The sequence below is a fragment of the Corticicoccus populi genome, assembly GCF_042686195.1.
Lineage (GTDB): Bacteria > Bacillota > Bacilli > Staphylococcales > Salinicoccaceae > Corticicoccus > Corticicoccus populi.
On record NZ_JBHUOQ010000001.1, the window covers coordinates 1,190,903 to 1,204,105 of the forward strand.

Below are 13,203 nucleotides of genomic sequence, written 5' to 3' on the forward strand. Positions count from 1 at the left end.
CTCCTCTATTTTTTATTATTTTTTTCTACTATTTTCTTTAACTTCTCTTCTACTAATTGCATACGTTGTTTATATTTATCTCTCTGCTGCTCAAGTCTTGAATTATAGTCTCTCTGCTGATTCAGCCTTGTTTCACCGAGCTTTATTTGTTTTTCCAATTTATTATTACTTTCTTTAACCAACTTTATTTCTTTTTTTAATGCTGTGATTTGTTCATCATTATTGTCATCACTAATATAAGAAGATAAGTTGTTTTTCTTTTTTGCTTTCATATATTTTTTAGCAGAAAGTATTGTTTTAACTATTTCTTTACTTTGATTTCTTTCAATTTTAATACCATAAAAAATATCATCTAATATTTTTTGATTAATACTTCTTTCTTTTTCTTTTTCTTCATCCAGCCCATTAATTAGATCATCCATGCCATACAGTTCAATCCAAAAAAACTGTTTATTATTCACTTTTACTCTACCAATTTTTGAGTTTTTAAAAACCGTAACTAATCTAGGATTTTCTATTTTCACTTCTTCAGTTGTTGGACTTTTAAGACTGCTCACTTTATACATAGCCTTATCTTTTAGAATATTACTGTCAACAGGAATATCACACTCAATCATTTTCTCAAAATATTCTATAGGATGAAAACCAAAAAATTTATTCTTTACAAACACACTGAAAAGTCTAGTTCCATCAATATTTATTTCAGATTTTACAGTAAGTAATTTATTATTAAAGTGTGTTCTAAAATCTTTATCTATTCCTATCTTCAAGTTAATTTCATGTGCTTTAAAATTTTGGTCTAGAAAACGGTAAGTCTCTGGTTCAAAACGAAATACTTGGATTGATTTTTTTAAATTAATCCACCCCAACTTCTGATCATCATGTTGAATTAAATAAAATTTTTCATCATCTACAATTGATTCCGTAATTGTGGTTACCGGATCCCATAAATATTTATCCACTGTTTCTGTAGAATTTTGATCATTTATTTTTTTATATATTTTAGTTTGTTCATCCTCAAATAGGATATATTGCTTTGAATATCTTAAACTTTCCAAGTTTTCCATATTATTCTCCCTTTATAAAACAATTTTAACCGAATAGCTCAGCTACTCGGTTAAGAAAATTATAATTTCTGGATGTTACCATAGTTATAGTATTGAGTTTCTTCAAAATCTGATTTCATTACATTTTTAGTATCAAAAATAACTTGATCTTTCATTGTACTAAAGTCTTCATCAGACATCACTTTGAACTCGGAATGATCACTTAATACGAGTACAAGTGAGCTTCCCTCAACTGCTTTGTTAACATCTTCTTCTACCCAGTCTAGTTTCACATGCGGATCATATGCAACTACATTAAGTGAAGATTCCTTTCGCAATAACTCATAAATATCAAACGCCGGTGACTCACGGATATCATCCACGTCACCTTTATATGTTAAGCCAAATACTGTAACTTTATCGCCGCCGAGCTTTTCTAATATCTCCTTAGTATAGCTCACTACATACTCAGGCATTGATACATTGATATCTCGTGCAAGCTTGATTAATGGAGACTGTTCCGGTGCCTCTGCAATAATGAAATACGGATCCACTGCAAGACAGTGACCACCTACACCAGGACCTGGAGTATGGAGGTTTACACGTGGGTGTTTATTTGCCATTTCAATGACTTCATGTACATTAATATCCAAGTAGTTACAGATTTTCGCAAGTTCATTCGCAAGTGCAATATTTACATCTCGGTATGTATTTTCCATAAGTTTAGACATTTCTGCTGTTTTAGCATTTGTCTCAATCATTTCACCTTGTACAAAAGTACCATAAACCTTTTTACCCGCTTCTACACATGCTGGTGTCATTCCACCGACAATACGATTATTAAAAATCAATTCATGCATAATCTGACCAGGAAGAACACGTTCAGGACAATGAACCAGGAATATATCTTCTCCGATTTTAAATCCTTGTTCCTGCAAAAATGGTGCTACATGGTCATCCATTGTTCTCGGAGCTATTGTAGATTCAACAATTACTGTATCTCCTTTTTTCAAGAGAGGTACGATTGACTTAACACCTGACATTACAATAGAAATATCACATGATTTAAATTCATCATCTCTATTTGGAGTCGGTACAGCAATAATATACGCATCTGCTTCCTCAGGCTGAGTTGCTGCCTTGAATTTACCTGTCTCAAGAACTTCTTCAAGTGCTTCCTGCAACCCTGGCTCTTCAATATGGATCTGGCCGCTGTTCAGCATATCCACTGCTTCCTGTTTGATATCCACACCAAGTACATCGACTCCGTGTTTTGCAAACATAATTGACGTTGGAAGGCCGATATAGCCCAATCCGATAGTAGTTAATTTCACTTTTAATTACACCTTACTCTCTCAAAAATCTTATTTTAGTCTTTTCTTATTATACCAAAACTTCTAATATTGAAAACCTTAAATTTATCCATATAGGTTTTTAAACGTTTTCTGTCATTTTTTCTGCTGTTTACAATAGTAACTGCACTGTCTACTAACTCTAATATATTTGCATAGTAACTAAAGTGCTCTTCCCCGGGACCAATCACTATAAGAACATCATAATAATTAGTCAGAGGGCTTAATTTGCTTTTTAGATCATATTCATTCACAGCTGATACAAACTCATCACTAGTCACTTCTTCAATCTCAATTAAATCCAAATTAGAGTATTGAGACTGTGCAATCGCTTCACTGATATAAGCAGATTCTTTCAATTGTTTTATTAAGCTGGCTCCTTTATCTGCCTTTAAATATCCATCAACTAAATCAGAACTTTTATGATTCAAGTTTACAATCAGAACTTTTTTCTTTAATTGTGTAAGTAGATACCCAATGTGAACTGCTGCTTCTGCTGTTGCCTCTCTTTCAGACAGGGAACTGAATAATACTGATTTATATCCGCGCTCTTCTATACCATTTTTCACAACAATCGCAGAATCATATAATTTCTTTAATATCTTATCATCAATCTCTTGTCGGCTGCTTTCTGCCTGGGTGCGTCTCATACATTAACCTCCTAAAATGAGCCAAGTGTCTTTTCACCTAAATAATATTCAAAATCTTCCTCAGTAGAAATATTTCTTGTCAATAATGAGAAGATAATTCCAATAACAAGTCCAACAAACAATGATGCAACCAATATAAACACTTTCAGAAACGTATTTTCTGTTTCATATATGTTCACGCCGCGTGTTTCACTCACTGAATAACCACTGTCTGAAAGAATACTATCAAACTGTGATTTAATACCTTCTAAATTATCTCTGTTGTTCGTATGTATATTCAATTGAATCATACTGGAACCGGCATCATGGCTAATTTCAACTGTCTTAACAGGTGATTCCGCATTGATATGTTCATTTGCCAAGGTATTCATGATACTGCTTGTATTTGGCGGGATATCACCTTCTAAGGTATAATATTCCTCGTAGTCTATTGACTGGACAGGAATAATGAAATTAATCAATGTCCCCAGCACGCCAAACAGTAATATAAACATAATTACATTTAATGAATTTTTCTTTAAAAAATACATAATATTTCTCCTCTAGTCATTATACAAATATTATTATACTATTATATGAGTGATTTAGAAAACATTCACACACAAATTTTGAGGTGTAATCTTAATGAAAATTGATATTATTGGTAGTAAATTTTCCAGTAAACTAACTGAATTTAAAAATTTTGGCTTTGATGTAAATAATATTGTAGAAGGACAAAGTATCTTATCTCTTCTTTCAAAACCCCATGAAACGACAATGAAAGAACTAAATACCACTGATTTAAATGATATCACTGTAGCTTATCGTGATTTAAATAAACTTCTGTACCCTGACCTTTTAAAATCAGATTCTGAAGTAATTATGATTGATTTATTAAGTGAACTTAATGATATTGTAGAGTTCGAAGATAGCTTCTATAATCTATCTTCCTTTAATTTACTTGAAACTAAACCAGATGTAGACATTTTGAGAAACATTCAAAAGTTTAGAGCAATCTATAGGAATTTAGAGAGTTTCATCACATTACTTCAAAAATACGAAAAAGTAATTATTTTAAAAATATTACCTAATGATGAAAATAAAAAGCAATTCATAAATGGTTTATATAAATTAATTGAAGAAAGAATTGATCATAAACTTATTTTAACGGTAAATCATCCATTAAATGAAAAATTAACAGCACCTATTGAAGTTTACAATGAAGTAAATCAAAATCTAAAAAAATTCTCATCCGATAATTACTATAATCAGCTACTGTTTGATGAGAAATTAGAAGATAATATTCTCTCTGTTTATATTAATCATATTGAAGAAAGAGAGTACATTTATGAATTATATAAAGACGGCCGTCCATTTAAAAAAATGTCTCCTACAACTTCAAGGTACTTTGAATATCAATTAACGGAAACCGGAAAATACAGAGTTCGAGTTAATTTGACGGATGACTCCATTAACTCAAGATTCTCATTGACTTATAATTACACTTTACAATCACTTGCTCAATCATATTCGGAAACGTTCAGCTATATAGAGATTCCAGATAAAAAGAACATTTGGATGTTAGAGACTGTACTTTCCAATGGAAATTTTACCGGTCTTATTGGAGACGCCTATGAGTATCCTGACGGCTTTAAGGGATATCCTGTATATTTAAAACAGGAAATTAACAGCCCTTTTATAAAAAAAGAGCAATTATTATCGTCCACCATAGAAATAATCTCTCAGATGTCAGAAAATGATTTTCAAAACTACTGTGATAAATATGCTCACCAGATTAAAAGCACTAATAAATTAATGTTAGACTTCTTACTCTTTATTCAAAAAAATAAGAAGAGAAATTATTAGTTAATAACTAAAAAACAGTAATAAGGAGTGATTTATTATCGTCCTTGTTACTGTTTTTATGTTTTATTAATTTTCAAAGCTAAAATAAGTTTTTAATTTCGTTATTAACTACTGTATTGATGTAGTTTATTGTCTGTTCTTTACCTATAGGATTGTGTCCTGCCCGCCGGTTATTATAAAGTGTAAAGTTAATTTTTCTTGAATTAAGTTTATACCTGTCCATATTTTTCCATAGCGGAGTCAAATGGTTATCCATATCACTTTGACACAATCTATTCTGCAAATAGAATATTTCAGGTACATTTTTATTTCTTGCCATAATATTAACTAAAGACAACCGATCGCTGTATTCAGCAATGATTTCCTTTTTAGATTTATCCGGAAATATTTGTTGATACAATTTTTTTACTATAGCCTCATGATAACGGGACACATATGTCTGTGGATTATTAACTATGGCCTTCGCTCCTCTATTCGCACTTGCCATTGCGATTGACATGAATCCGCCAGCCGAAGAGCCGTAATATATTAAGCTGCTTTTCTCAATATCAAGAAGCGTACAAATATGATTCACAAACTTGTTATAATCTTTTAGATAATGTCTTTCTTTTGAACCAATGCCCCACCCTATTTTTAGATTGTTATTATGAATTGTACGGTCATCTATGAATAAGCAATTCGCTTGTATTTCCTCATGCCAGCTTGATCTCATAAAAACCGGTGGCTGTTTTTTTGTAATATCAAGAGCCCCGTTTGAAAAAACAACCAACTTTCTGCTTCCTGTCTTTAAATATAATTTAAAATAGAAGTCCAGTTCATCGATATATATCTTCAAAATTTCTCCATTATTACTTTCAATAAAATCTTTATCAACTTCATTCAAATTTGCAGTAATCATGTTTTCCCCATCCTAAGGTTATCAAACCATTAATTCTTAGATACTTAAGCAATATTCTTTATCATTCAGTACAATTTTGAGTTCTTTATTTATATAACTAATTGTCAATTCATTGATTTCATTTTCATCATAAATAGCTGTTAAAAAGATATTATAGTCATCAGAACACTTTTCAAACTTAATTTGTTTTGTTTCTGTTACTTCTCCGAAACCAGTTGTATTGACAGCAGCCGGTATTGTTCTATCACCTAAAATTATACTCCCTGAATCTACCTTTACAAACTGTTTAATCACTAAGGTTTCATTCTTACCCTCTAAGTAATACTTATCATTTTTTTGAGTCACTTTAATTTTTTCATGAAGATTAAAAACTTGACTAAAATTCATGAGACTGTCTGTCAAACAGTCATCAACAATGATGAAAACCGGTAACCCATCAATCTGCATCACAGTTCTGGCTAACCTTGTGTCAGTATTATTATAATCTGCATGTGTACCTTTAATAAAAGAAATTTGATCATTAAAATTATAACCGGAAATTTTAATGTTTCTAGTAAATCGGTTATTCGCTTTTATATCATAGCTATAATCCTTTAAGCTGAATACGCTGTGGGCTTCAGTAGAAATCATATAATTCCTAATTGGACTATTTCGATTATAATTAAATTTCCCCGCATCAATGATAAAATCCTCACCGTTATAATTTATACCTACAGCAAAATCATCTTTATGTTTATGTACCTGAGAGCTGTATCCACATATAAAATTAGTATAGAAAGGTTTTTCCTTATTATACTGCAGTACTCCTATCCCTGCTTCTACATCACAAAAATTATTATAATATTTTGGTGACTTTCTAATAGTATTATTAGAGTCACCGATGGCAGGCAGCCTGTTATTGGGTGCCTTTATTGTATCTAAATATTTTGAAGACAAGTTCAGATAACCTAGTATTGTTTTATTAAATGATTTACCAGATAATTTTAGATACCTTTCTATCTCATTATACATTTTCACAACCATATTATGATAATCCGGCGAATTCTCCAAATGTATTCCCTGAGCACTGAAACTATAATAAAAAGTTTCAATTGCCCTATGGTACCCAGTACTGAAAAATAATTGATTAGATAAAACATTTCCAAGAACCAATAGTGATTTATCCATCATTAAGCCATGATTATTATTCCGGTATAAAGACTCATCCATTAAAACATCACCATGTTTTTTTAGAACTGCAGTAAACAATCTATCATCTATATCTAAATCATTTAGTTTTGCAAGATAGATAAAATGGATGATTGTTTGTGTCCTGTATGCTGTCGGGTGATCATACCAAACCATCTTTTCTTCAGTTCCTGCATTTACAAAATCAATCCACATATAGATAATTTCTTTAGCTTTAAAAAGATATCTGATATCTTTACTTTTTTCGAACTCCAATAAAACTTCTGTACACGAGCGGAGTGACTGTATATACAATTGATAACTTGTACCATATTTTTCAGATTTATCGGTTTTATAATAATTTATGTCTAAAGGCACACTGTCAAAGTTAGGAAATGGTATTATCTCATTTTTCAGAGCTTTCTTCGCAATTTTTTTGGTATTTTTATTATGCTTAAATAACCTTAATACATCCTTCTCCTGAACATTTAAATTACTTGAAAAAGATTCATCAATGTAAAAAGTACCTTTTCCAATACTTATATTCGCTCTCTCTTCCATTTCTAATTTTTCTTTTTCTTCAATAAGTTCTTTTTTACTCTTATCATCAATTGAAAGTTCCAGTATACCTTTTATGTCGTACTTCAAGAAATTTCTCATACAATTTTTTTTACGATTTTCAAATTCACTCAAAGAGTCGAAGAGATTAAGTTCATACTCTGAAAGTTTTAAATTATTTTTGTTCTTATAACTTGAAATAAGAGATTTTATATAATAATCGAGTACCTGAACTGATTTTCCCTTATAAGGTAAATAATGTATGAGAGTACTGATACTTAATGATATTCCATCCACTCTTGTTTCATCACTTTCAATATAATCCAATGACAAGTCTACACCAGCAGTGTATAAACCAGGAACAGCTGCAACTGCATTTAATGCAGTTTCTTTAATTTCATCTGAAATATTGTGAGTAACATCAAGACTTTCAGCACCATTTAAAACATTTAAATCATCATTAATAATACATACTCGATTTTCAGGTAAAACATCAGACAGTTTCAATCCAAGACTATTTAACTCTGTAGATAATTGTGCATCAAACTTAATTTCATGATTCTTGTAAAACGCTTTTTGTCTTCTCTCACTGTTCTTTTTATCGATTAATTCCTCAATATTATTTATTCCATTGCCTATAATGTATTTAGGGATTTTTAATAGTGCCGCTGCAACTGTACCCTCAACTATAGTAATTCTTATATTAAAAACAAGCTGTCCAGCTTCTGTTTCTTCCTGTTTTACTATTCTAAGATACTCTTCCAGTACTGCCTGTTGGTTACAGATGCTCACTGCTTGACTGCTTGTTGTAGATGGTTTTGAACCTCTCATTCCGCCAATAACATTATTATCAAAAATCAAAATTCTATCGGATTTAGATTTACCATATTTTAAGGAACAGTCATTTTTTTCAGCCACTTTTTCAAATATACGTGTTACATCCTCGTTCGAGTAATCATTACTTTTTATCCTGTCATATTCAATTATGAAATCATAAAAATTTTTTTCTTTAAATATGCTCATTAAGATACTCCTCAATTATTGAAGTGTCATAACCTGCCCCAAAATCCCTGCAAGAAATAGCAGTAAAAATAATAAACCAAAAGTCAGGCCGGATTTTGAGAAATCTTCCTTAGGTTGATTCAGACTACTACGTTTATTCAATTTTTGTTGATCGTGCATTTTTTCTTTATACTCAAGCTGTTCAGCTTTAGTTAAACTCTTATATTTACTGATAAATTCACTGTAATTATTAATTACAGTATGTGAGTCACCAAACTCTTTCATTTCACCATATTGAATCCAAACAGCTTTATTACACCATTTCTTGACCTGTCCGGTTGCATGGGACACAAAAAATATAGTTTTTCCCTGGCCCTGAAACTCTTTCATCTTCATGAAACACTTATCAGCAAATGTTTCATCTCCTACTGATAGTGCTTCGTCTACAATTAAGATGTCAGGATCCGTGTGAATTGCTATAGCAAAGCCAAGTTTAGACTTCATCCCACTGGAATAATTTTTTATTGGCTGCTCTAAAAATTCACCTAATTCACTGAATGCCACTATGTCTTTAAATTTATTATTTATTTCATTTTCAGTAAGCCCGTGCATCAAACATTTCATGCGTATGTTTTCATATCCTGTCAATTCCTGATTTAGTCCAGCGTTGACCGCAATCAATGAACTTTTACCATTAATATCAATTTTACCATCAGTAGGTTGAGTCACTTCACCCAATAAATCAGATAAAGTAGACTTCCCTGAACCGTTTAATCCTAATATTCCAACTGAGTCTCCAGGCTGAACTTCAAAGTTAATATTCTTTAGTGCATAAAATGGTTTGATTTTGTAAACCTGTCCAAAAGTAAACAGTGAAATAATCTTTGAAATTTTACTTCTGTTTAAATCATAAACTTTAGATACATTGTCTACTTTAACCTTATAGTTCATGGTGAATCCACCTCTTCATTATACTATCATTCTTCAAATTTCTAAAATCTTATAAATAATCCACAATTGTTTTTCTAAATCTATAATGTATATGTACTCCTATATAAAATAAAAACAAAGTGAATGTCCAAAAATATATGTGATCAAACATATCACCATAAAACGGTCCAGTTTCCAGAACAAATGCTGTACGGTATGTCATTACTAAATATGCAAATGGATTAAATGATGCAATATTTTGAAGCAGAGGGTCTGCTTCATCCAAACTCCAGAATATTGGTGTAATAAAGAAACACATTCTCATTACATTCTGAAATACATTCTTTAAATCTCTGACTATAATAGTCAGAGTAGACATTATCAAACCAAGACTGAATATTAACGCTGATGATGCAATCACAAAATAAAAGAAAACTAAATAACTTAATGGATTAGAGTATCCATTAATTATAGAGATTAATAGTACTATCGCAGTAGTAACTAATAGACCTCTTAATCCAACGGTGATATTTATCGTAATTAATGTACTGGATGGAAATTTCATCTTAGTAACTAATCCAATCTGTGACTGTATAGCCCCGGCAGCAGAGTTCACCCCGGCAGAGATGAACGTCCATGGAAATATGCCGGAAATTAAATGTACAATAAAAGGCAGTCCTGCGACATCCCCTCTATCTCCACGAAGTCCAAGTCCAAATACAATATAATACAACGCTACTTGCATAGCAGGCATTATAATTATCCAAAATAATCCTAAATAGTGACCCGCATATGATGATTTTAAGTTGTACATACTCAAACTGATAATGAGTTTTCTATTTTCCCATTGTTCTTTTAAAATATTTAAGTGTGGAAGCATATCTATTTATCCTCTATTCATACTATGTAAATTCGTTACAATATTAACTTATTATAAATCTCTGAACTTCAAGTGTCTATATTACTCTATAATATCTTAATGACCCACTCCATAATAAAGTTTATTTCTCTTGGAAATAAATTATATTTATTGACAGTTCGCCAGTTAATTTTATAATTAAAAATATCAGATACAATTATAAGAGTATTGGCAAATGATATTGGGTTTGATTAAACTTGCCTACAAAAAACTAAATACAGGAGATTTACATATGGGATACAAAAATCAATTATTTTTTCCAGCAGCAATCGCTCTTTCTATTATAACAGTTTCATTGGATGCAAATGCAGATGAAATGGAAATTATTAATGACACTAGTATTGAAGATGTTTCTACTCATCCAAATAAAAATATTGGTGGTAACAATAATCAGTCAGAAAATAATCTACCTCTGGATCACAACAATACCCAAAATGAGAAAGACAATGTAAATGCTGTTTCTGACACTGCTACTGAACCACAAAAAGACAACACTACTTCTTTTGATTTTGATGAGAATGTTATGAATGAAGAGAATCCCAATACTTTTGACAATGCCGAAACTGATGTAAATGACGATATTACTGAAACTGCTGATAATGATGAAACTGATGTGAATGGCGATAATATCGAGGCTGTTGATAATGGTGAAAATGCTGCGAATGTTGATATTACCGAGACTACTGATAATGATGAAACTGATGTGAATGTTGATATTACCGAGACTACTGATAATGATGAAAATGATGTGAATGGCGATATTACCGAGACTGCTGATAATGATGAAACTGATGTGAATGGCGATATTACCGAGACTGCTGATAATGATGAAACTGATGTGAATGGCGATATTACCGAGTCTGCTGATACTAATGAAAATGTTGTGAGTGACGATAATATCGAGGCTGTTGATAATGGTGAAAATGATGTGAATGACGATATTACCGATACTGCTGATAATGATGAAATAAAAACAAATCAAAAAGTTACTATGTCGGAAACATTGAATTCAGTGACAAACAGTAATATAGAAAAACATGGTTCTTCACTAAACGAACACTCCGTACTTCATATTAGTCGTAATGAACCAAGTCTCTCAATCCTGAAAGCAAACTCGAAATCAGTACTTCCGAAATATTCAAAAATTAGTCGTGCAGCAAGACTTATAACTAAAAATAATCCTGGAATTTATAAATCAGTAACCAACTCAAATAAAATTTCTTCTCAACGGCTTAATACAAGTACACTTTATATTTCAGAAAAAGCTGTTTATAAGGGAATAACTTATTACAAAGTTCATAGTCGTTTAAATGGCAAGGTAGAAGGATGGATGAAATCAAAAGACTTAAAAATATTTAATTTATATCCCGAAAAAAAACATATACAAAAATATTCTATTAAGTCTTCCAAGAAAAATGACTTTTTACTCTCCGATCCATGGGGAAACAAAAACCAACATACTAAAAGGCTAAGCAGCTTTGGAAATTCTGTTTTTCGAGCAACAAAATCGGTAAAAATCGGTTCTCTAAGCTTTTACCATGGAAAAATTAGGAATACATATGGATGGCTGCAAAACACTAAATTGTCTAAGTTAATTTCACAACCCAAATATTCGAAGATTAGTCGCGCTACACGGATTAAAAACAAAAACTCAGGAATCTATCAGACACCTACAGTAACTAAAAAAATGTCTTCTAAGAGTTTTAATAATTCAACTTTATATGTTAGTGAAAAAGCAGTATACAATGGAGAAACATATTATAAAATTCATAAAAACTTGCAAGGTCCCTCACAAGGGTGGATGAAATCAACAGACTTAAAAATATTTAATTTACTTGCTGAAAGAAAACATAGTAAGAAGTATTCCATCAAACCTTCTAAGAAAAATGATTTCTTACTTTCGGATCCCTGGGGGTATAAAAACCAGCAGACCAAACGGTTGAATAGTTTTGGTAATTCTGCATTTCAAACATCTAAGCATATTAAAATTGGAGCACTAAATTTTTACTATGGGAAAATAGGTAACCAATACGGTTGGCTGCAGGATACTAAGTTAACTAATTTTGTTAATAACAAGCCACAAACAAAGGTAGTTAAATACAATCAACCTCTACATAACGTATTGAATACACAAATGAGTCTGGGTGCTAAACCGCAGGCATGGAACGGCAATGGTGGGTGGAGAAACGCTACACGCAATGAAGTCAAACAGTTTCTCGATACCTCCAATCATAAAGGCGGTGCATGGGATTATACTTTCTTAAATCTAGACCAAAGTCAGGGAATCGCTGCTAATACTTTAAATAATAACCTGCTTGGCAGCAGAGGTATCTTGACCAATCAAGGTAATGCCTTTTCTCAAGCCTCAAGAACACATGGTGTAAATGAAGTATATTTAATTTCTCATGCCATACTGGAAACAGGACATGGACAGAGTCAACTATCGCAAGGTGTCAGGTTAGATAACAACGGTAATATATCAAACAGTGGTAAAAAATATTATAATATGTACGGAATTGGTGCTGTTGATCATAATGCTGTACTCGGTGGTGCACGTTATGCACAGCAGATGGGATGGGATACTCCGGCTAAAGCAATTATCGGCGGTGCACAGTTTGTGTCCCAAAACTACTTTGGACGCAGACAGAACACTCTTTATTCTATGAGATGGAATCCAAATAATCCAGGTACTTATCAATATGCGACAGATGTAAACTGGGCATATGCCACAGCAAGAAATATTAAAAATTATTATGACCAGTTAGGAATCGCAGGTCGTTTCTTTACCCGACACGAATTCTAAAACATTCAAAAACCATTACCGCTGCGGTAATGG

At 31.7% G+C, this 13,203-nt stretch carries 10 protein-coding genes; 2 read left to right on the plus strand and 8 right to left on the minus strand.

Features of this window, described 5'->3' with window-relative positions; translation table 11 throughout:
- Positions 1 to 5: 5 nt before the first annotated feature.
- The 4 genes from ACFSX4_RS05990 to ACFSX4_RS06005 are packed head-to-tail and all read right to left on the minus strand — an operon-like array spanning position 6 to position 3,578.
- On the minus strand, positions 6 to 1,067 hold the full coding sequence (locus ACFSX4_RS05990; protein ID WP_377772544.1) for a hypothetical protein: 1,062 nt from the start codon (positions 1,065 to 1,067) through the stop codon (positions 6 to 8).
- Between the two features lie 59 nt (positions 1,068 to 1,126).
- Complete coding sequence (locus ACFSX4_RS05995) at positions 1,127 to 2,380, minus strand: nucleotide sugar dehydrogenase (RefSeq protein ID WP_377772546.1); 1,254 nt, start codon at positions 2,378 to 2,380, stop codon at positions 1,127 to 1,129.
- Positions 2,381 to 2,415: 35 nt separating this feature from the next.
- Complete coding sequence (locus ACFSX4_RS06000; protein ID WP_377772548.1) at positions 2,416 to 3,048, minus strand: ParA family protein; 633 nt, start codon at positions 3,046 to 3,048, stop codon at positions 2,416 to 2,418.
- An 11-nt stretch (positions 3,049 to 3,059) separates the two neighbouring features.
- A complete protein-coding gene (locus tag ACFSX4_RS06005) occupies positions 3,060 to 3,578 on the minus strand; it encodes a hypothetical protein (RefSeq protein ID WP_377772550.1) in 519 nt (172 codons plus the stop codon).
- Positions 3,579 to 3,672: 94 nt separating this feature from the next.
- Here ACFSX4_RS06005 and ACFSX4_RS06010 point away from each other — a divergent pair, with 94 nt between their 5' ends.
- Positions 3,673 to 4,893 carry a hypothetical protein gene (locus ACFSX4_RS06010; RefSeq protein WP_377772552.1) on the plus strand — a complete coding sequence of 407 codons (1,221 nt, stop codon included), beginning with the start codon at positions 3,673 to 3,675 and terminating at the stop codon, positions 4,891 to 4,893.
- 79 nt (positions 4,894 to 4,972) lie between these two features.
- On the opposite strand, the gene ACFSX4_RS06015 is transcribed toward ACFSX4_RS06010, so the two are convergent.
- The 4 genes from ACFSX4_RS06015 to ACFSX4_RS06030 are packed head-to-tail and all read right to left on the minus strand — an operon-like array spanning position 4,973 to position 10,328.
- Entirely contained in the window at positions 4,973 to 5,791 is an 819-nt protein-coding gene (locus ACFSX4_RS06015; protein ID WP_377772554.1) for a glycosyl transferase, read from the minus strand.
- A 36-nt stretch (positions 5,792 to 5,827) separates the two neighbouring features.
- On the minus strand, positions 5,828 to 8,539 hold the full coding sequence (locus ACFSX4_RS06020) for a heparinase II/III domain-containing protein (RefSeq protein ID WP_377772556.1): 2,712 nt from the start codon (positions 8,537 to 8,539) through the stop codon (positions 5,828 to 5,830).
- Positions 8,540 to 8,554: 15 nt separating this feature from the next.
- Positions 8,555 to 9,469, minus strand: coding sequence for an ABC transporter ATP-binding protein (locus tag ACFSX4_RS06025; RefSeq protein ID WP_377772558.1), 915 nt, complete (start codon positions 9,467 to 9,469; stop codon positions 8,555 to 8,557).
- A gap of 49 nt (positions 9,470 to 9,518) precedes the next feature.
- Positions 9,519 to 10,328, minus strand: coding sequence for an ABC transporter permease (locus ACFSX4_RS06030; protein ID WP_377772559.1), 810 nt, complete (start codon positions 10,326 to 10,328; stop codon positions 9,519 to 9,521).
- A gap of 271 nt (positions 10,329 to 10,599) precedes the next feature.
- On the opposite strand from ACFSX4_RS06030, the gene ACFSX4_RS06035 reads away from it, so the two are divergent.
- A complete protein-coding gene (locus ACFSX4_RS06035) occupies positions 10,600 to 13,170 on the plus strand; it encodes an N-acetylglucosaminidase (RefSeq protein WP_377772561.1) in 2,571 nt (856 codons plus the stop codon).
- Positions 13,171 to 13,203: the final 33 nt, after the last annotated feature.